Source organism: Castellaniella denitrificans, from assembly GCF_042653765.1.
GTDB lineage: Bacteria > Pseudomonadota > Gammaproteobacteria > Burkholderiales > Burkholderiaceae_B > Castellaniella > Castellaniella denitrificans.
Window position 1 is genome coordinate 161074 of record NZ_JBHSEZ010000029.1, and the last position, 17855, is coordinate 178928.

At 63.2% G+C, this 17855-nt stretch carries 20 protein-coding genes; 2 read left to right on the forward strand and 18 right to left on the reverse strand.

Annotated elements, in window-relative coordinates; translation table 11 throughout:
- Nucleotides 1–11: 11 nt before the first annotated feature.
- The 11 genes from trbJ to ACFO27_RS15835 all read right to left on the reverse strand — a co-directional run bounded on the left by trbJ (nucleotide 12) and on the right by ACFO27_RS15835 (nucleotide 9840).
- Nucleotides 12–737, reverse strand: coding sequence for a P-type conjugative transfer protein TrbJ (trbJ, locus tag ACFO27_RS15785; protein WP_376818193.1), 726 nt, complete (start codon nucleotides 735–737; stop codon nucleotides 12–14).
- A complete protein-coding gene (gene trbE, locus ACFO27_RS15790; RefSeq protein ID WP_376818194.1) occupies nucleotides 734–3187 on the reverse strand; it encodes a conjugal transfer protein TrbE in 2454 nt (817 codons plus the stop codon). The genes trbJ and trbE overlap by 4 nt, the downstream gene beginning before the upstream one ends.
- Before the next feature lie 15 nt (nucleotides 3188–3202).
- Nucleotides 3203–3475, reverse strand: a complete 273-nt coding sequence (locus ACFO27_RS15795; protein WP_376818195.1) for a VirB3 family type IV secretion system protein — start codon at nucleotides 3473–3475, stop codon at nucleotides 3203–3205.
- On the reverse strand, nucleotides 3472–3855 hold the full coding sequence (locus tag ACFO27_RS15800; protein ID WP_376818196.1) for a TrbC/VirB2 family type IV secretion system protein: 384 nt from the start codon (nucleotides 3853–3855) through the stop codon (nucleotides 3472–3474). Before ACFO27_RS15800 ends, ACFO27_RS15795 begins: the two co-directional genes overlap by 4 nt.
- On the reverse strand, nucleotides 3852–4904 hold the full coding sequence (trbB, locus tag ACFO27_RS15805; RefSeq protein WP_376818197.1) for a P-type conjugative transfer ATPase TrbB: 1053 nt from the start codon (nucleotides 4902–4904) through the stop codon (nucleotides 3852–3854). Before trbB ends, ACFO27_RS15800 begins: the two co-directional genes overlap by 4 nt.
- Nucleotides 4901–5365, reverse strand: coding sequence for a ribbon-helix-helix protein, CopG family (locus ACFO27_RS15810; protein ID WP_043088277.1), 465 nt, complete (start codon nucleotides 5363–5365; stop codon nucleotides 4901–4903). The genes trbB and ACFO27_RS15810 overlap by 4 nt, the downstream gene beginning before the upstream one ends.
- Nucleotides 5362–7371 carry a conjugal transfer protein TraG gene (locus ACFO27_RS15815; RefSeq protein ID WP_062832706.1) on the reverse strand — a complete coding sequence of 670 codons (2010 nt, stop codon included), beginning with the start codon at nucleotides 7369–7371 and terminating at the stop codon, nucleotides 5362–5364. Before ACFO27_RS15815 ends, ACFO27_RS15810 begins: the two co-directional genes overlap by 4 nt.
- Before the next feature lie 236 nt (nucleotides 7372–7607).
- Nucleotides 7608–7886: an EexN family lipoprotein gene (locus ACFO27_RS15820; RefSeq protein ID WP_011516286.1), complete on the reverse strand. Its 279-nt coding sequence runs from the start codon at nucleotides 7884–7886 to the stop codon at nucleotides 7608–7610.
- On the reverse strand, nucleotides 7883–8827 hold the full coding sequence (locus ACFO27_RS15825; protein WP_079767689.1) for a LysR family transcriptional regulator: 945 nt from the start codon (nucleotides 8825–8827) through the stop codon (nucleotides 7883–7885). Before ACFO27_RS15825 ends, ACFO27_RS15820 begins: the two co-directional genes overlap by 4 nt.
- Before the next feature lie 91 nt (nucleotides 8828–8918).
- Entirely contained in the window at nucleotides 8919–9272 is a 354-nt protein-coding gene (locus tag ACFO27_RS15830) for a hypothetical protein (RefSeq protein WP_376818198.1), read from the reverse strand.
- A 61-nt stretch (nucleotides 9273–9333) separates the two neighbouring features.
- On the reverse strand, nucleotides 9334–9840 hold the full coding sequence (locus ACFO27_RS15835; RefSeq protein WP_079767690.1) for a cupin domain-containing protein: 507 nt from the start codon (nucleotides 9838–9840) through the stop codon (nucleotides 9334–9336).
- Nucleotides 9841–9934: 94 nt separating this feature from the next.
- On the opposite strand from ACFO27_RS15835, the gene ACFO27_RS15840 reads away from it, so the two are divergent.
- Nucleotides 9935–10822 carry a LysR family transcriptional regulator gene (locus ACFO27_RS15840; RefSeq protein WP_343927017.1) on the forward strand — a complete coding sequence of 296 codons (888 nt, stop codon included), beginning with the start codon at nucleotides 9935–9937 and terminating at the stop codon, nucleotides 10820–10822.
- Between the two features lie 42 nt (nucleotides 10823–10864).
- On the opposite strand, the gene ACFO27_RS15845 is transcribed toward ACFO27_RS15840, so the two are convergent.
- Nucleotides 10865–11485 (reverse strand): pentapeptide repeat-containing protein, encoded by a 621-nt coding sequence (locus ACFO27_RS15845; RefSeq protein WP_023087429.1) that lies wholly within the window; start codon nucleotides 11483–11485, stop codon nucleotides 10865–10867.
- Nucleotides 11475–12290, reverse strand: a complete 816-nt coding sequence (locus ACFO27_RS15850) for an inositol monophosphatase family protein (protein ID WP_376818199.1) — start codon at nucleotides 12288–12290, stop codon at nucleotides 11475–11477. Before ACFO27_RS15850 ends, ACFO27_RS15845 begins: the two co-directional genes overlap by 11 nt.
- Before the next feature lie 178 nt (nucleotides 12291–12468).
- Here ACFO27_RS15850 and ACFO27_RS15855 point away from each other — a divergent pair, with 178 nt between their 5' ends.
- On the forward strand, nucleotides 12469–13185 hold the full coding sequence (locus ACFO27_RS15855) for an AraC family transcriptional regulator (protein WP_376818200.1): 717 nt from the start codon (nucleotides 12469–12471) through the stop codon (nucleotides 13183–13185).
- 8 nt (nucleotides 13186–13193) lie between these two features.
- On the opposite strand, the gene ACFO27_RS15860 is transcribed toward ACFO27_RS15855, so the two are convergent.
- The 5 genes from ACFO27_RS15860 to parA form a co-directional block, all read right to left on the reverse strand.
- Nucleotides 13194–15173 (reverse strand): relaxase/mobilization nuclease domain-containing protein, encoded by a 1980-nt coding sequence (locus ACFO27_RS15860; RefSeq protein ID WP_376818201.1) that lies wholly within the window; start codon nucleotides 15171–15173, stop codon nucleotides 13194–13196.
- Between the two features lie 457 nt (nucleotides 15174–15630).
- Entirely contained in the window at nucleotides 15631–16218 is a 588-nt protein-coding gene (locus ACFO27_RS15865; RefSeq protein WP_023087433.1) for a S26 family signal peptidase, read from the reverse strand.
- The gene (locus ACFO27_RS15870; protein WP_062832709.1) at nucleotides 16215–16748 is read right to left on the reverse strand and encodes a DUF2840 domain-containing protein; all 534 of its coding nucleotides are present in this window, start codon (nucleotides 16746–16748) and stop codon (nucleotides 16215–16217) included. Before ACFO27_RS15870 ends, ACFO27_RS15865 begins: the two co-directional genes overlap by 4 nt.
- Nucleotides 16745–17029, reverse strand: coding sequence for a chromosome partitioning protein ParB (locus ACFO27_RS15875; protein ID WP_066689961.1), 285 nt, complete (start codon nucleotides 17027–17029; stop codon nucleotides 16745–16747). The genes ACFO27_RS15870 and ACFO27_RS15875 overlap by 4 nt, the downstream gene beginning before the upstream one ends.
- Nucleotides 17026–17664 (reverse strand): ParA family partition ATPase, encoded by a 639-nt coding sequence (parA, locus tag ACFO27_RS15880; RefSeq protein ID WP_056932621.1) that lies wholly within the window; start codon nucleotides 17662–17664, stop codon nucleotides 17026–17028. The genes ACFO27_RS15875 and parA overlap by 4 nt, the downstream gene beginning before the upstream one ends.
- Between the last annotated feature and the right edge of the window lie 191 nt (nucleotides 17665–17855).

The window sequence follows — 17855 nt, forward strand, 5'->3', positions numbered from 1 at the left end:
GCGGCCTCCCGTCAGTTGCCGTAGAAATCCACGCGCTGCGGCGTGTACTGCGTGCCATCGCCCAGGAAACGTCGCCGCACCTCGCGGGCGCGCTCGGTGGCCGCCGCCTGCCGCGCCAGTTCCAGCGAGGCCGCACGATCCTGCGTGATCTGGAGCCGTTGCGACTGGATCGACTGCTTGGCCTGCAATGCCAGCAACTGGTTCATGGCCTGCATGGCTTGCAACGCACCTTGAGCCGACTGGCTCTTGCCCACGAGATCGGCCAGCACGCTTTCGTCTTCGCCCAGGTTATGCGACACCTGGGCCTGCATCTGCATCGTGGTCTGCAAGCCGTTGAGGGTGTTCTTCCAACGCACCTGCGCGTCGCGGTACATCTGGTCGCCGCTCACCGTGGCGGCGTACTGCTCGGGATACAGGCGCGCGAACTCCCGATCCAGATTCGTCACGTCGTAGGCCAAGCCGCGAGCCTGGGCGATCAGCCGCTCGGTCGTCGCCAGATTGGCGCGCAACTGGCCGACCACGCTGGACGGCAGGCTGGCGAGGTTGCGCGCCTGGTTCATCAGCATCTGCGCTTCGTTCTGAAGCTGCTGGATCTGGTTGTTGATCTGCTCCAGCGTGCGGATTGCAGTCAGCGTGTTCTGCACGAGGTTCGTGGGGTCGATCACCACCCATTGCGCATGGGCGGTGGCAGTGCAAAGCATGGCCGCGATGGCGGCGGCGATAAGGCGCTTCTTCATGGCAGGTTCTCCTGGGGTTGGTCAGCGAGGGAACCCGGCGCGAGGCCGGGGAACGAGGGCAGCAGGTCGGCCGCCCAATCGAGGCCGCGATGGCGCAGCCAGGCGCCCGCGAAGCCGGGTACGCCGGCATCCAGCAGCACGCGGTCTATGTCGCGCTGGTCTTGCGGCGTGGATGCGCCCGCGAAGGCCAGCGCCGCCGGCCCCAGGTCGAGGTCGAACAGGCGGTTGCCGAGGCGGGATTGGTAGTAGTAGTCGCGCTTGGGCTGCGCGGTGGCGACGATTTCGATCTGCCGCTTGTTGAGGCCGAAGCCCTCGTAGATCGTGCGAATCTGCGGTTCGGTGGCCTGCGGGTTGGGCAAGAAAATCCGACTCGCGCAGCTCTCGATGATCGCGGGCGCGATGCTCGAATCCTTGATGTCGGCGAGGCTCTGCGTGGCGAAGATGACGCTGACGTTCTTCTTGCGCAGCGTCTTGAGCCACTGGCGGATACGCGCGGCAAACGCCGGGTCATCGAGGAACAGCCAGGCTTCATCGAGGATCAGCAGCGTGGGCGCACCGTCGAAGCGTTCATCGAAACGCGCAAAGAGGTAATGCAGCACGGCCATGACGGCGGCCTTGCTGTGCATCACCTCTTCCATCTCGAAGCACTGCACGTCGGCCATGCCCATCCGATCGTGATCGGCGTCCAGCAGCTTGCCGTGGGCGCCGCCGAGCACGTAAGGCGACAGCGCCTGCCGCAGCGCGTTCGATTGCAGCAGCACGGAAAGCCCCGTCATCGTGCGCTGCTCCAGCGGCGCACCGGCGAGACTTCCCAGCGCCGACCAGATGGCCGCTTTCTCATCGGGGCCGACCGCCACGCCTTCGTGCAGCAAGCGGCCTTCGATCCATTCAGCGGCCCAGGTGCGGTAGCCCTCGCGGTCGATGCGCGCGAGCGGCTGGAAGGCGATTTCGCCATCCGTGCCCAGGTCGTAGTGTTCGCCGCCCAGGCCGAGGATGGCGGCCCGCATGGAGCGGCCCATGTCGAAGGCGAAGATGCGCGAGCCGCGATAGCGGCGGAACTGCATCGCCAGCGTGGCGAGCAAGACCGACTTGCCCATGCCGGTCGGGCCTGCGACCAGCGTGTGGCCCACGTCGCCGATGTGCGTCACCAGCCGGAACGGCGTCGCGCCATCGGTGCGCGTGACGATCAGCGGCGGGCCGTCGAGGTGGTCGTTCTTCTCTGGCCCGGCCCATACCGCCGACACCGGCATCATGTGCGCCAGGTTCAGCGTCGAGACGATGGGCTGGCGCACGTTCGCATAGGCGTTGCCAGGGATCGAAGACAGCCAGGCATCCACGGCATTGAGCGTTTCGGGGATGGTGACGAAGCCCCGGCCCTGGATGGCGCGCTCCACCATGCGCAGCTTCTCGTCTGCGACGGCGGCGTCCTCGTCCGTGACGGTGACGGTCGCCGTCAGATAGCCGAAGGCAACTTGATCGCTGCCCAGCTCCTGCAAGGCAGCGTCGGCGTCGGCGGCCTTGTTGTTGGCGTCGGTATCGACCAGCGGGCTTTCCTGCTGGAAGATCGTTTCGCGTAGCAGCGCGATGACGTTCTTGCGCTTGGCGAACCACTGGCGGCGCAGGCGGGCGAGTTCTCTTTCCGCCTCGGCTTTGTCGAGGCAGAGAAAGCGCGTGCTCCAGCGGTACGCAAAGCCAAGGCGGTTGAGGTCGTCCAGAATCCCCGGCCAGGTCGAGGTCGGGAAGCCCCGCACCGACACCACGCGCAGGTGCTGGTCGCCCAGCATGGGCGCCAGGCCACCGACCAGCGGCGAGTCGGTCAGCAGCGCGTCGATGTGGAACGGCACTTCGGGCACGCCGACGCGATAGCGCCGCGTCGAGATGGTCGCGTGCAGGTAGGTCAGCGTCTGCGCGTCATCGAGCCAGTCAATCTCCGGCATCACGCCGTCGAGCAGGTCAAAGACGCGATCCGTTTCCGCGACGAAGGCTTGCAGCCGCTCGCGCCAGTCCACGCCATTCGTCGGCGTGTTCTCGTAGAGCATCTTGGCTGCACGGGCGCGGGATTCTTCCGGCGGCAGGTAAAGCAGCGTCAGGTGATAGCCGCTCTCGAAGTGATTGCCCGATTCCTCGAAGGCGGCCCGGCGTTCTTCCTCCACCACCCAGGAAAGCGGCTCGGGAAACTCCGAGTGCGGATAATCGGCCGCAGGCCGACGCTCGGCTTCGATGAACAGCGCCCAGCCCGATCCCATGCGGCGCAGCGCGTTGTTCAACCGTGCCGACGTGGCGATCAGCTCGCCTTGCGTCGCGCTGTCGAGGTCAGGCCCGCGAAACCGGGCCGTGCGCTGGAAACTGCCGTCCTTGTTCAAGACGACGCCCGGCGCGACCAGCCCGGCCCAGGGCAGCCAGTCGGCAAGCAAGGCCGGCCGCTGGCGGTATTCGGCGAGGTTCAGCATCGCGGCGTCCTCCCCTCACACGTCCAGCAGCGGGCGATGCTTGATGTGCCGGGCGAACACGGCCATGAACTGCGGATCGACGCGCGCACCCCACACCGCCAGCGAATGGCCGACGATCCAGAACACCACGCCGGGAATCCACAGTTGCAGGCCCAGGCCGACAGCGGCGGCCAGCGTGCCGTTGGCGATCGCCACGGTTCGCGGCGCACCGCCCAGCAGAATCGGCTCGGTCAGCGAGCGATGCAGCGGTACCTCGAAGCCGTCCGCGAAGGTGTCGGGGGCACTCATACGACGGCCCCGCCGGAGAAGCTGAAGAACGACAGGAAGAAGCTCGAAGCCGCGAAGGCGATGGACAGACCGAAGACGATCTGGATCAGCTTGCGGAATCCGCCGGACGTGTCGCCGAAGGCGAGCGCGAGGCCCGTGGCGATGATGATGATGACCGCGACGATGCGCGCCACCGGCCCTTGAATCGACTCCAAGATCGACTGCAAGGGGCCTTCCCACGGCATCGAGGAACCGGCGGCCTGCGCGGTTCCGGCCAGGAACAGCAGCAGCGCGGCCAGCAGCAGCCCTTGCCCCGCAGGGCGGGCCAGGCAGCGCAGCCGCGCAAGACGCAAAGCCGGATGTGCAGAAAAACGGAAAGCAGGAACGTACATCTGCGTCATGGCAGTTCTCCAAGTGAGTGAGGGGATGGGGAAGTCGCCGCAGCGGGTGCGGCATCGGGAAGTGGCGGCAGCTCGGGAAACGGCGTTTCCAGCGCGTCCGCCAGTTGGTAGCCCACGCCGTCGAAGCCGACGACGCGGGCGATGCTCTCGATGCGGCGCTTGCGCCCGCGCCCGGCGATGTGGATCACCACGTTGACCGCCTCGGCGATCAGCGCACGCGGCGGGTTCACCGCCACTTCGAGAATCAGTTGCTCCAGGCGCAGCAGCGCGCCGAGCGCGGAGCCGGCATGGATCGTGGCGATGCCGCCGGGGTGGCCCGTGCCCCACACCTTGATGAGATCCAGCGCCTCGGCGCCGCGCACCTCGCCGACGACGACGCGATCAGGGCGCAGGCGCATGGACGAGCGCACCAGTTCGGTCATCGACACCACGCCTGCGCGGGTGCGCAGCGGAACGTGGTCGCGGGCCGCGCATTGCAGTTCCACCGTGTCTTCGAGCACCAGTACGCGGTCGCCGGTGGCGGCGATTTCGGCGAGCAAAGCATTGGCGAGCGTGGTCTTGCCGCTGCTGGTGGCGCCGGCGATCAGCACGTTCTGCCGCTCGCGAACGGCGCGAACGAGAAAGCCCGCTTGCGCGCTGGTCATCATTCTGTCGATGACGTACCGCTCCAGCGGGATCACGCCGATGGCGCGCTTGCGCAGCGCGAAGGCCGGCCCCGGCGCTGCCGGCGGCAAGATGCCCTCGAAGCGTTCGCCCGTTTCGGGCAACTCGGCGGATAGCAGCGGCTGGCCGCGATGGACTTCCGCGCCGACGTGGGCCGCGACGAGGCGGATGATTCGCTCGCCGTCCGCCTCGGGCAGTTCCACGCCCATCGGCGCGCGTCCACTAGAAAGCCGATCCACCCAAAGGGTGCGATCGGGGTTCAGCATCACCTCCACCACGTCCGGGTCTTCGAGCGCGGCGGCGATCAGCGGCCCCATCGCCGTGCGCAGCATCTGGATGCGGCGGTCGAACGACGTGGCGGACATGGATTGGGGAACGGCGCTCATGACGCACGCTCCTGCGCTTTGGCGACTACCGCCGCGTCCTCCATCCGCATCGGGTCGGGGTGCAGTTCCTCCACCACATCGCGCACCAGGCTGCGCCCGCGCATCAGGTGGCGGCCAAGCTGCTCGGTGAACTGCTCGAAGCGTGCCTTGCCTTGGGCGCGGGCGGCTTCTTGGTGCGCCTCGGGAACCGGCGTGCTGACGGTCAGGTAGTAGCGGATGAACAGCGCCAGCGTCTCGATGGCGATGTTCTGGTCGCGCTCCATGCGCTCGGCCTGGCGAGACAGGCGATCAAGGCGCTTGGCGATGGCGGCCTCGCGCTGGTCGGCGGCATCGGGCGACAGCCACGAGGCGAGCGCCGCCGCGACGATGGACGACTTGGACACACCTTTCTTGGCGGCCAGCTCATCGAGCCGCTTGGCGTGCTCCGGCTGGATAAAGAGGTTCAGGCGGTAGTGGCTCATAGCTCGATTCCGTCGTTGGGGTCGAGGGAAGCCAGCCGGGCCGTGCGCTGCATGGCTGGATCGAGCTGGCGCGGAAGGGGAAGCGGCAAGTCGTCGTCGTCATCGAGCAGCCCAAGGTCGGCCGTGGGCGCGGCCAATTCGGGGTCGTAGGCGACGGCCTCAGTTAGTTCGGGCTGGCGGCGCGGGCCACCGTCGTCGGCCGAACCCAAGTTCTCCAGGCCATCGGCGGATGCCGTGGCCGGCGCAGGGGGTGCAGCAGGAATCACCAGCCCGCTCCAGTCGTCGGCGCGGGCCGGCGGCGCGTCGGCGTACTGCCCATCCGCCGGCGTGGGCGGTGGCAGCACGCGGCGCTTGAAATTGGCGTCCGCGTAGTAGCGCAGCTTCTTCGCCTTGATCGGCGCGACGCTGGACACCATCACCACCGCCTCGTCAGGCGGAAGCTGCATCACCTCACCCGGCGTCAGCAGCGGGCGCGCTGTTTCCTGCCGCGACACCATCAAGTGGCCGAGCCACGGGGCCAATCTGTGGCCGGCGTAGTTGCGTTGCGCGCGCAGCTCGGTGGCGGTGCCCAGCGTTTCGGAGATGCGTTTGGCGGTGCGCTCGTCGTTGGTGGCGAACGTCACGCGCACATGGCAGTTGTCGAGGATGGAGTGGTTTTGCCCATACGCCTTGTCGATCTGGTTGAGCGACTGCGCGATCAGGAAGCTGCGGATGCCGTAGCCCGCCATGAAGGCCAGCGCCGTCTCGAAGAAGTCCAGGCGCCCCAGCGCCGGGAACTCGTCGAGCATCAGCAGCAGCTTGTGGCGGCGCGCGATGCCATCGGAACCATCGAGCGATTCGGTGAGGCGCCGCCCGATCTGGTTGAGGATCAGACGAATGAGCGGCTTCGTCCGCGATATGTCCGAAGGCGGCACCACCAGATACAGCGATACCGGATGCTCGGCCGCGATCAGGTCAGCGATGCGCCAGTCGCAGCGCGACGTGACTTCGGCCACCGTGGGATCACGGTAGAGGCCGAGGAACGACATGGCGGTGCTCAACACGCCGGAACGCTCGTTGTCCGATTTGTTGAGCACTTCGCGCGCCGCCGAGGCCACGACCGGATGCGGCCCATCGCCCAGGTGGGGCGTGGTCATCATCCGGTGCAAGGTCAGCTCGAACGGGCTGGCCGGGTCGGAGAGGAAGTTGGCGACGCCGCGCAGCGTCTTGTCTGCACCCGCGTAGAGCACGTGCAGGATGGCCCCGACCAGCAGCGCGTGCGAGGTCTTCTCCCAATGGTTGCGCTTCTCCAGCGCGCCTTCGGGATCGACCAGAATGTCCGCGATGTTCTGCACGTCGCGCACTTCATGCGCACCGCGCCGCACCTCCAGCAGCGGGTTGTAGGCTGCCGACTTCGCATCGGTTGGGTTGAACAGCAGGCAATGCGAGAAACGTGAGCGCCAGCCTGCGGTGATCTGCCAGTTCTCGCCCTTGATGTCGTGGATGACGGCCGAGGCCGGCCAGGATAGGAGCGTCGGCACCACCAGGCCGACACCTTTACCCGAGCGCGTGGGCGCGAAGGTCAGGACGTGTTCTGGGCCTTCGTGACGGAGGTACTGCCGATCATGCTGGCCCAGGAACACGCCGGCAGGCTGCGTGAGGCCGGCCTGGCGAATGTCCTGCGCGTTCGCCCAGCGCGCAGAGCCGTAGGTCGTGACCAGGCGCGCTTGACGCGAGCGCCATACCGACATGGCAATGGCGACGACCACCGCGACCATGCCGCTGGCGCCGGCAATGGCACCGCCGGTGTCGAAGACCTCCGGCGCATAGGCACCGAAGAAGAACCACCACTCAAACAGCTTCCACGGGTGGTAGATCGGCCTGCCAAGAAGATCGAACCAGGGCGAGCCAAGGCGTAGCTGATAGCCAAGGGCGGCTGCTGTCCATTGTGTGGCGCCCCACACGCCGGCGATCACGATGCCGAATACCACGGCAATCTGACCGAACAGCACGTTCGTCCCTTGCATGACCTAGCCTCCGATTTCTCCTGCGCTTTTTCCTCATGGAAAGCGCGGCACAAGGACGTGCCGCAAGCGTCAGAATCGGTGCCGGGTCAGTGCCGGTCAAAGACCGTTTAGAGCAGAAAGGTCGAGGAAAAAGAAAGAATGAGTGCGGTGGCGAGCCAAAGAAAAACGCCGCAAGCGCGGGCGCATTGCGGCGTGTCGAGAAAAAAAGTGAAGGCGAATCGGCGAGCGACCAACAGTCAGAACTTTGGCGACTCTTTCGGCGGTGTATAGGGCGTTTCGCCGTCCCCATAGAATCGCTTGCGCGTGGCTTCCGCCACTCGATTGCAGAGCACGTCTCCCACCTTGGGGCGGTCGGTTTTGCACTGCTGGCGCAGTTCTTTAAGCCGTTCGGGATTGGCCGCCAGTTCTTCCACCGTTGCAATATCCGCCTCCGACGTATTGGCCTTCTGAGGCACCTCAGATTGGCCGCAGGCAGTCAAGGCGACACCTAGCAACAGCGGAACGATCTTCTTCATGGCACAGCTTCCTCGGGTGGATTGGGGCGGTGGCCCATTGCGGATCGAGGGGTATCAGGTACTTCGATGGCTTGCACGCGCTCAATAAAGCGAGCCAATACATCTGAGGGTTCGCCTTCGGTGTGAAGCAGGTAGGTCGTCAATGGTGGCACGCGCGAAGCCAGTGGTCGCGCTACGACACCTGGTTCACGGCTCGCAGCAATATGAGTCGCGCCCGTCAGTGCTAACGCAAAGCCAGCCGATACCAGCGCCATCATTAAATTGCCAGTAGCAACCCGTTCAGCAATCAGCGGCTCCATGTCTGCCTGACGTAACACTCTATCAACGTGCTTTGCGTGACCTTCGCAGATCTGCGGATCGCAGAGGACCAACGGATAGCGCAATAGCTCATCCAAAGGTATTCGCTTGTGAGCCAGAAGTGGGTGTCGGGCCGGCACTGCCACCATAAGCGCATCGCTCCACACAGGTATTGCCACAATTCCATCGCCGACTTCATCGGACTGCGCGAAGCCGACGTCATACAAATCATTTTGAAGGCCTTTTATCTGTTGCGAAAGCGTCACCTCAAAAAACCGGAGTTCAATTTCCGGCTCTTCTTGCCGACAGAGCGCAAGCAATATCGGTAGACGCGACGGTGTGATGCCATCCGATAACGCAATGCGCAGTTGTCCCTGGAAGCCGTTGGCGACAGCCTTGACACTGTCCTGGGCTTGTTGAAAGGCAGCCATCACCCTGTATGCGCTCTCCAAAAAAAGTTGACCCACGCGAGTCAATCTAGTGCTGCGCGTGGTACGTGAGAAGAGTGTCACCCCCAACTCTTCTTCTAGTTCTTTTATGGCTCGCGATAGCGGCGATTGCTCGATATGCAGTCTTTCCGCGGCACGGGCAAAATGCAGCTCTTCGGCTACGGCAATAAAGTACCTAAAATGCCTAAGATCCATACAAGCCCGCCGTAGGGAATCGCGCCCTGAGGTCATTCGTATCAGTCAAGCCTTGCAACCTGCTCTTCTATTTGCCGCTCAAGGCTTCACGTCACACGGGCTTGATCGTCATAAGGGCAGCTACTGCCAAGAAGAGCGCCGGCTTTACGCTGGATATCAAAATCCCGCCCAGCCGCCCTGGTACGTGTCGGCGCATTTGGCTTTCCAGCCACTCACTTCTTCTTGATTTGCCGGCTACCAATCCAAGCGCAATGAGAGTTAATGACGCAATTAACCAAGGTGACGCCATTATTTCCCAGCCAATCACGCTCACCAGCGCAAAGCCAGATAGGGTCAGCGCGATTCCGCTGATGGATATCATTCGACTAATTAGAGTCGTTGCCCTTTGCCAATCTGCCGAGGCCATTTTTGGTCGCGTATATGCCAGCACCGGAAGCGCCATCATGCTCCCGACAGAAACTATCGCCATCAAGACGTGAATGGTTTTAATTGATAAGTACACAAAACTACTCCTTGGCTACATCCCAATAATCTCCGCCCTGACCGACGCGAGCTATTTCATCAAATGCAGCCGCCTCGCCGGGAAGAGTGTGTGATTTGAATTTATTTGTATCCGGGTACTCCACAATGTCGATTGTTGGGTTAGTGCCTATGGCTATGTAACGCAATTCTTCGGTGCCGTCGTTGCGAATTTGATGCGCTGTTTCTGGGCCGCCGGCATGACATGAAATGAAATCGCCCTCGCGAATTGGATATGCCTTTTCCCCGTAGCGGAGCACTCCGCTACCAGAAATAATGAAGAAAAGCTCGTCGCTTCCTCTATGCGAATGAAAGGGAAAAGCGCATTTCCCGGGCGCAAGAACGAGCAAGTTGGCACCGAGTCTGCTGCTACCAGGCGTGCCGGCTAAGCGGGCCAACCGTGGCTCATAGCAAACGGCGCCTGCGCCCGTAGGTGCGTAGGGCGCCGGAAGAGGTTCGGGCTCAAGATTGAAGACATTGACAATTACAGACATGGCACGTTTGCTCACGAAAATAGTTATGTTGCCGGGTAAACCAGAAGATTGATACTGTTAAGATTGAACCTCTTACTAGACAGTTTTGTTCACCATGCCTGTACCCTACTGGGACGACCAGCGCATCTTGCTTGCGGTGCTAAGAGCGGGCAGCCTTCTGGGCGCTGCTCGCGTTCTTGGCGTAAGCCAGCCGACAATTCGAAGGCGCATTGAAGCCCTAGAAATCGCCTTGGGGGTAGCGCTTTTTACTCGCTGCGCTGCCGCGGTTGTACCCACACAGACAGCACTCGACCTTGTTCCCCATTTAGAGGCTATGGAACGAGCGTCTTCCGCTTTTCAACGTGGGGTCAGTGCAGACGCCAATGCACTTGCAGGCACTGTTCGCCTTGCAGCCAGCGAACTGTTGGGTGTCGAACTTCTTCCCACTATGCTGGAGTCATTGCGGACAGATCACCCTATGCTGTCGATCGAGTTGGCACTTTCTGATCGAGTCGAGGATTTGATCGAGCACGAGGCTGATATAGCCATTAGAACCGTAAAGCCGACTCATGATTCTTTGATTGCTCGACGTCTTGGAGTTTCCAAAGTCGGCCTCTATGCTAAGCCTGAATTTCTTGAGGCAAACGGAGAGCCAAGGAGCCTTGAGCAGCTCCGGGAGTGCCCATTGATTACGCCAGATAGAGCATCAGACGACTGGGCAACTCTTTTGCAGCTCGGATATCCATCTCATAGTCCGAAAGTAGTCCTCAGGGCTGACAATCATTTAGCACAGTTGGCAGCGGTTCGATCAGGTCTTGGCATAGGGCCGTGCCATAGCATGCTTGCCAAGCGTTATCAGCTCACCCGTGTGCTTGAGCAGGATTTCAACCTGGATGTAGATGTGTGGATTGCAATGCCTGAAAGCTCGCGAAATATAGCGCGAGTAACAGCGGTATTCAGATGTCTAGCTAACGCAATGAGTGACCTTCTTGCGGAGAGCTAACATAGAATTGCGAAAACCAATTCCACAGCGGATGAAAATACCCTAATCAACTCTAACCTCAAACCCAAGAGCTTGAGCAACAATTATTGTTTGGTCGATCGTAATAATTGCGCCTTTAAGCTGAACGTTTTCCGGCTCCAAAGAACTCAGATCACTTCCTCTAAGGTCACATTCGGAAAAATCCGCACTATGCAGCCAAGCACCCGATAAGTCTGTGTCGCGAATTGTTCCACCTTGGCATCTTGCCCCTGTGAGGTCGGCCTCCCTCAACCTGATACCCAAGAGCGATGCTCGGCTCAAATCGGCACCGGGTAATCCCACAAAGCCCCAATCGCCTCCGATGACTTGCATGTGGTGAAATTGGCAGTCATCAAACATGCTGCCCAAGAGTTTACATTCCAAGAACTTGCTGTCGAAGAAATTGCACGACACAAACGTGCAATTTACAAAAGCGCTGTCTTTGTGGATCGATGCGTTAAAGCGTGCTCGCCGGAAGGTACATTCATTAAAGACGCAGCCACTGGACTGCACTTCAGTTAAGTCAATGTCGACAAAAAGCGTATTGCTATATTCTTTTCTTAGCAACTCTTGCCCATACCAATCTGCGCCCGAAATCCTTTCGCTAGTTGGGGGCGCAGGCTCTCCATATTTTCTATCCGCCATTATCGGGTTCCGTTTCTTTTTCTAGCAAATGTGCAATTTGTGTGGATAGGTTCTGCCCTGACGCGACAATTGATTTATCCCCAATCGTGAAATTTCCTGATTCTGCATTAGTGACCAATGCGCCGGCCTCTTCAGCCAAAAGCGCACCTGCCAGCCAGTCCTCTACGTCACCATCCATAGACCAGTAGGCGTCGAGTCTTCCCGCCGCAACATATGCAAGCTGAAGTGATGACGACGCCATAATCCGTAAGGAAAACACAGCCGGGACGACCTTCTGTATAGACGCAATGGTCGCGTCGGTTGCATCCCTTCCGTCGAATTTAAAAGATGGCATCGTCGTAGCGACAACTGCGGCTTCAAGCAGCTTTCGATCTGACGATCTAATTTCTCTTCCATTCAGTGACGCCTGTTCGCCTTTGACCGCTGTGAACATTTCGTCCAGGACAGGATCGTAGACAAAAGCAGCCCTGGTTTCTCCATTCACTACCAGCGCGAGAGACGACGACCACAACGGGAGACCCATAAGATAATGGTATGCGCCGTCAATTGGATCATAGATCCAGGACGCCCCGGAACCCGAGCCGTTGCTGAACGACGCACCTGTGCGCTCAGAATATCCCCAAGAAATATCCGGGTATGCCTCTGCCAGTGCGGTCTTGAGTAAAGAGCACGCCCGAGAGTTGGCTTCTTTGACGTAGGAAATCATTCCCCCTGCATCTCGAAGGTTTCTTTCTGCTGGATTTTCTCTTAGTAGTTGAGTAACCGTTTTTAGGTGCTGGCTGCACAAATCCATATCCAGTTGCATAGCATTTTCCAACTATTCGCAGGACGTCCATGATCGCTCCGAACGATGTTGCCTGATACACTCACTGGGTCAATAAGTATGCGTATCGGGCCAAAAGATGCTATCCACTGGTGGTTCACGCGTTGGCGAGGACGTCTTGTTTTCCCTAAGCCATCAAACACAGGTCTCCGATGTGGAGATGCCCCCGCACACTCACCGCGAAGGTCAACTCTACGTGGTGGCAGAAGGCTCAATGATTGTCGCAACAGCCCATGAAACGTGGCTAGTAGCGCCTGGGCAAATTGGGTGGATACCACCCGAGGTGACACACAGCGCACGTGTTCACGGGACAATGTCAGGCTGGGTGGGCCATCTTGCCCCTGAGCTATCTTTGGACCTCCCTGGCCGGCCGACGGCCTTCAGGCAAAGTGCCTTATCAGCCGCAATCCTTGAAAGATTGCCTGGGAGCGGAGTGTCCACCGCGAGCGACAAACGTGAGCTTCGTCTGCTAGAGGCCCTCGTCGATGAGTTGGGTTTGCTCCCGCCCCAGCCTATGTGCTTGCCGTACCCTAAGACTTCTAGGCTCGCGGATATCGCAAGAAAAATTATTGATGACTTGGCAGTAGCAAATTCTCTTGACGACATGGCCGCGCTAGCATTCATGTCCAGGCGAAGTCTCACGCGCCAGTTTCGGGCGGAGACTGGGATGTCAATCGTGGAGTGGCGTGATGCCGCTCGCATGCAGCGGGCTGTGCAATTGTTGGCAGCGGGGCATAGCGTGACCAGCATCGCGTATACGCTCGGATACGATGGAGCAAGCAGATTCATAGATAAATTCAGTGCAACTTTCGGCGTCACACCGAAGCAGTTCTCCCTTAGATCCATCAGAAATCCGCTGCGCGAAGATGCTGATTGATGCTTACGTCACGCTAAACCACGCTCCCGGCCAAATCCCCAAGACACTCCACCGTTGCGCACGGTGGCGGTGAGTTGCTGTCCCAGCCTTTGTTCGATTATTGGTTTCCACGGCACCAGGCTGAACCCCATGCCGTCATCGAGCATGGCGTAGCGTCCGCTGGCGAGCATGACGGAGCGCCGGTAGATGCCAGCCACGCGCTGGCCGTCGGACACGGGCCGATGCTCCAGGCCGGTGTCGGCGGCAATGTCCTTCGCGGCCTGCGCCAGCTCCCGGTTGCGCAGCGTGCCCAGCAGGTTGCGCGCCAGGATCACGCGCTGCCCGCGCCGCTCGGCCAGCCCCTGTTCGGCCAGGAAGTCGGCGCGCTGCTGCATCGCCTGCTTGGCCTCACCACCAAAGCCCAGGTCGCCCAAGCCCGAGCCGCCGTCGATCAACTGCTGATCCAGCCAGGTCGCGCCGATGACGCGGGCCTGCCGCTCGATGGGCAGGTGCGATTTCAGCTCCACAGCCACGCCGCCCAGGCGCTGCGCGTCGTAGCGGCGGCCCTGCTCGGGCAGGTCGTCCGGCACTTTCCATAGCCCTTCGGCCACGCGCTCGACGATGCCCGCCCGGCGCAGGGCTTCCAGCCGGCGGACGTGGGCTGCGACGACTTCCTGCGGGTCGCGGCCCGGCGCGGCCTGCCCCTGCGCGATGGCGAGGTGATGGTCGGTGCGGTACAGGCCATCGCTTGCCAGTGCGGTGATGTTCTTGTCGGCCGCGCGCACGTCAGCCGATCCCTTCACCTCCACCACGGCACCGGTTGGATAGTTCGCCAGCTCGTCGCGGGCGTTGAGTGCAACGTAATGGGCCTTGCCGTCCACGCCGTCGATGACCAGATAGCCCCGGTCGCGCAGCTCGTCGGCCAGCCCCTTCGCGACCACGCGACCGAGAATGGTTCGGCCATCGTCTCCCGGCTCGAACACCGCCAGCTCGCGCGGCTCGCCGCGCATGGCCCGCTGCATGGTGCGGATGATGTCGCCACGCTCGCCCAGGGCGCGCAGCGTCTTTTCGGCATCGGAATGGACAGCCCAGGTGCCGGGCTGCATCTCGTCGGCCAGACCCAGGCGCTGCAAGCGTTGCAGCCGGCCGATCAGCAGCAGGCGCTGGCGTTGCAGCCGCGGTTCGTTGAACCGTTCGATCTGCACTCGGACATCCTCGCCGGCTTCGCGTTGCAGCGTGCGATCCAGGCTTGTCCATCGCTCCTGCTCTACCTCGCGCTGCAAGGTCTGCTGGATCTCCAGCTCGGTACGCGGCCCCAGCCATTCGGTCGCCAGCTCGGCGGCGCGATGGCGGAAGCCATCGGCGATGTAGTCGCCCGCGATGATGAGGTCTTTGCCGGTGTCGTCGCGCCCGCGCACGACGATGTGCGTGTGCGGGTTGTCGGTGTTCCAGTGGTTGACGGCCACCCAATCGAGGCCCGTACCCAAGTCGGCCTCCATGCGGCCCATGAGGTGCCGCGTATAGGTGCGCAGGTCTTCCAGCTCCGCGCCATCCTCGGCCGAGAGGATGAAGCGGAAATGGTGTCGGTCATCGGCGCAGCGTTCCTTGAAGGTGTCGAGGTCGGCGGCATCGGTCTGCGGCCCGTAGGCTTGGCCCGGCTCGCCATCGCGGCCCACGCCATCGCGCTCGATGTAGCGCAGGTGCTTGGCGAGCGACTGCGGGCTGACCTGGCGCTGGTTGACCAGCAGGGTCTTGATGGTCACGCGCCGCGACATGGGCGTCAGCTTCGCCCCGGCGAAGCGCGCCGCCGTGTGGCCGCGCCCCAGGCGCGAGCCGGGCCGCTGGCCAGTGCCCCTCCCGGTGCCCCCAGCCGTCCCAGGACGGCGCACCGAGGACTTGCCGCTGCTGGCCTTGCCTGCCTGCTGGAGCACCTTGGAAACGAAGCCCTGGCCTCGGTTCTTCGGGGCATTGGGGCGGATGCGGAAATCGTCGTCGCGGCGGTCGGTCATGGCTGCGCTCCCTGCAAGCTCTGGCGCGCCCGGTCGTGCGAAGCACGCGGATATGCCTGCATTGGCGCGGGCCTCGCGCCCCACACGGCACGGTGGCGAAGCCGCTCCGTGCCGCGCCACCCCCATGTGCAGACAGGCTTTCGACGCGGCCCGGTGCCGCGTCCTTTTGTCTTGCCTTCCGCTTTTGCCCTTCGCTGGCGCTCCGGGCAGCGGCGGCCCGGCGGCGCTGCGCGAGCAGCCAGCGCGCCGGCGAACGCGCGAACAAGCGCGATGAGGGCCGCAGGCCGGGCGCGTTCGAGGCAAGACGCCTGCACATGGGACGGCTGCGCCGGAGGCAGCGTGAAGTGCGGTAAGAATGCACCCGCACTGCACGCGCGACGACACGCCGACGAACAGCAGAACGTCACGCCCGATGGCACGACAAGATGCACGGCAACGTGCAGCGAGTCGGCGGCCATCATGGGCGTGACTCCAGCCAGACCGGATGCGCCACGCCGATCACGGCGGATGCGCTGACCGGCCCGAAATACCGGCTGTCGAACGACGCCGGGTTGGTCACACTCAAGAGGAACAGTTCGCCGGGTTCAAGGCGGCGGCATTGCTGCCAGGATGGCAGCGGCCGGCGCCAGCGGTCAGCGGGCAGCACGGCGGCCGAAGGCACGCTGTCGATGCGGACAACGCGGCCAGTGATGCACACCTCCTGCGGCGCGACGGCGCCCACACGCTTGAGCAGCGGCACGCGCGCCGGCAGGTAGCCGCGCTGCGCAGCCAGCGCGGCGGCATCTGGCGGCAGCGTGGTCAGGACGATGCTGCCTACGGACAAAGGACGTGGCAGCGAGCCGGTGCCGTGCTCCTGTGGATCGACGCGATACCAGCCTACCGCCACGCTGTCGGACGGGTTGTAGATCAGACGCGGCATCGGATGCACGAAGGACGCCCAGGCCAGCGCCGCGAGGCCACAGGCGGACAGACCCGCCAGTACGAGGCGGGCGCGCAGGCGCGAGCGAGGACGCGGCGCGGTGCCGGCAGTCGAAACAGCGGTCATGGCATCGCCCTCCCGGTCAGCCAGGCGGCGTGCCGTTCGGCCGTGTATTCGGGCAGAGACAAGCGCGCAGCGAGCCGGTTGGCGAGCGTGCGCCAGTACGCGGGCGAGACAGCGGCGGGTGCGATGCCCAGCACCTCGATGGCGTCGATGCGCTCCAGCACGGCGCGCACCTGGTTCTCGCCCTCGGCGTGCAGCAGCAGGCGCGCGCCCGGCTGGACGCCGGGGATGCGCTGCGCCGCGTCCAGCGGCGTGCATGCCTGCATCACCATGAGCTGCCAGCGCACGGTGCCGTAGTCGTTGGCCTGCCAGCGGATGCGGCAGAACATGGCGCCCGGCAGGAACACGGCGCAGCGCCGCCAGCGGTCGAGCTGGTGCGTGCGCGCAGGTTCGCCGAAGCGCAAGTAGAGCTTGAAGCGTGGTTCGATGTAGGCCAGCGCCACGCGCGTCAGCGGCGCGCTGGCCGGCCGGCCGGAAGGTGCTGCGAGCGCAGCCGTGGCCGCGCCAGCGGCAGGCGAAGCGGATGCGGTCATGGAGTGTTCTCCCTGCGGTGTTCTGGAAACTCGCGCTCCAGCAGGCCGCGCAGCAGATCGGCCACGGTCACGCCTTGCGTGAAGGCCGACACCTTGATGCGCGCCCGCATGGCGGGCGTGATGTCGAGGGTCAGGCGAGCCGTGTAGAGGTCGCCCTTGCCCAGCGCATCGGCGTCGCCTTGGCGAATCCACGCCTCGGCGTGCGGATTCGCGGGCGGACGCGCGCCGATGCCGACGCGCTTGGCCGTGCGTTTGCTGTTCGGTGGCGGCTTCGTTGTCATGCCGGCCACCACAGCAGTTCGTCCACCAGCGCGGTGATTTCGCGCGCGGCGGCGCTGTCCGGCGCCGTCTCGCGTGCAAGCCGGCCAGCGGCAACGCTGTCGGCGAACACGATGCGCTGATGCACTTCCGCGTGCAGCGCAGGAAGCGGCTGGTCGGCCAGCGCCTGGCGCGCTTCGCGCCCGATCACGGTGGTACTGACGCGCCGATTGATGACGAAGGCCGCGCGCAGCGCAGGCCGGAACACCTGCGCCTCGCGAATCAGCGCCACCATCTCGGCGCTGGCCCACAGGTCGTAGGGGCTGGGCTGCACGGGGATCAGCACGTGCTCAGCCGCCAGCAGCGCGGAGCGTGCCAAGGCGGCGATGCGCGGCGGCCCGTCGATGACGACGTGATCGGCCCGCCTGGCGAGTTCTGGCGCTTCCTGATGCAGCGTTTCACGCGCAAGACCCACGGCGCTGAACAGCCGTGGCAAGCCTTGCTGGCTTCTGCGCTGTGTCCAGTCCAGCGATGAACCCTGCGGGTCGGCGTCCAGCAGAACGACGTGTTGGCCGCGCATCGCCAGCTCGCCGGCGATGTGGGTGGCGAGCGTGGTCTTGCCCACGCCGCCTTTCTGGTTGAGCAGAGCGACGATCATGGCCTGGCCCTCCGTGTTGGAAAGCCGGGCTGTTGCTGCTGCGTTTGTGGCCGCGTGGCGGTTGTCCACCGCAGCGGCGCTTCCCTACTAAAAGTTAGAGAAATGAAGTTAGGGAAGTTAGAGGACGCGCAAACCCAGTGCTGGCGCGGGTTCGCGGCCGATCGGCACGCCTGATAGCACGATAGTCCCAC

Excerpts from the sequence above, each read along its gene's own strand:
- ACFO27_RS15835 (WP_079767690.1), bottom strand. The coding sequence starts at position 9,840 with ATGTCTGTAATTGTCAATGTCTTCAATCTTGAGCCCGAACCTCTTCCG.
- ACFO27_RS15875 (WP_066689961.1), bottom strand. The coding sequence starts at position 17,029 with ATGACAACGAAGCCGCCACCGAACAGCAAACGCACGGCCAAGCGCGTC.
- trbB (WP_376818197.1), bottom strand. The coding sequence starts at position 4,904 with ATGAGCGCCGTTCCCCAATCCATGTCCGCCACGTCGTTCGACCGCCGC.
- ACFO27_RS15865 (WP_023087433.1), bottom strand. The coding sequence starts at position 16,218 with ATGACCGCTGTTTCGACTGCCGGCACCGCGCCGCGTCCTCGCTCGCGC.
- ACFO27_RS15860 (WP_376818201.1), bottom strand. The coding sequence starts at position 15,173 with ATGACCGACCGCCGCGACGACGATTTCCGCATCCGCCCCAATGCCCCG.
- trbE (WP_376818194.1), bottom strand. The coding sequence starts at position 3,187 with ATGCTGAACCTCGCCGAATACCGCCAGCGGCCGGCCTTGCTTGCCGAC.
- ACFO27_RS15870 (WP_062832709.1), bottom strand. The coding sequence starts at position 16,748 with ATGACCGCATCCGCTTCGCCTGCCGCTGGCGCGGCCACGGCTGCGCTC.
- ACFO27_RS15825 (WP_079767689.1), bottom strand. The coding sequence starts at position 8,827 with ATGGATCTTAGGCATTTTAGGTACTTTATTGCCGTAGCCGAAGAGCTG.
- trbJ (WP_376818193.1), bottom strand. The coding sequence starts at position 737 with ATGAAGAAGCGCCTTATCGCCGCCGCCATCGCGGCCATGCTTTGCACT.
- ACFO27_RS15850 (WP_376818199.1), bottom strand. The coding sequence starts at position 12,290 with ATGCAACTGGATATGGATTTGTGCAGCCAGCACCTAAAAACGGTTACT.
- ACFO27_RS15795 (WP_376818195.1), bottom strand. The coding sequence starts at position 3,475 with ATGAGTGCCCCCGACACCTTCGCGGACGGCTTCGAGGTACCGCTGCAT.
- ACFO27_RS15840 (WP_343927017.1), top strand. The coding sequence starts at position 9,935 with ATGCCTGTACCCTACTGGGACGACCAGCGCATCTTGCTTGCGGTGCTA.
- ACFO27_RS15810 (WP_043088277.1), bottom strand. The coding sequence starts at position 5,365 with ATGAGCCACTACCGCCTGAACCTCTTTATCCAGCCGGAGCACGCCAAG.
- ACFO27_RS15845 (WP_023087429.1), bottom strand. The coding sequence starts at position 11,485 with ATGGCGGATAGAAAATATGGAGAGCCTGCGCCCCCAACTAGCGAAAGG.
- parA (WP_056932621.1), bottom strand. The coding sequence starts at position 17,664 with ATGATCGTCGCTCTGCTCAACCAGAAAGGCGGCGTGGGCAAGACCACG.
- ACFO27_RS15800 (WP_376818196.1), bottom strand. The coding sequence starts at position 3,855 with ATGACGCAGATGTACGTTCCTGCTTTCCGTTTTTCTGCACATCCGGCT.
- ACFO27_RS15820 (WP_011516286.1), bottom strand. The coding sequence starts at position 7,886 with ATGAAGAAGATCGTTCCGCTGTTGCTAGGTGTCGCCTTGACTGCCTGC.
- ACFO27_RS15855 (WP_376818200.1), top strand. The coding sequence starts at position 12,469 with ATGCCCCCGCACACTCACCGCGAAGGTCAACTCTACGTGGTGGCAGAA.
- ACFO27_RS15830 (WP_376818198.1), bottom strand. The coding sequence starts at position 9,272 with ATGATGGCGCTTCCGGTGCTGGCATATACGCGACCAAAAATGGCCTCG.
- ACFO27_RS15815 (WP_062832706.1), bottom strand. The coding sequence starts at position 7,371 with ATGCAAGGGACGAACGTGCTGTTCGGTCAGATTGCCGTGGTATTCGGC.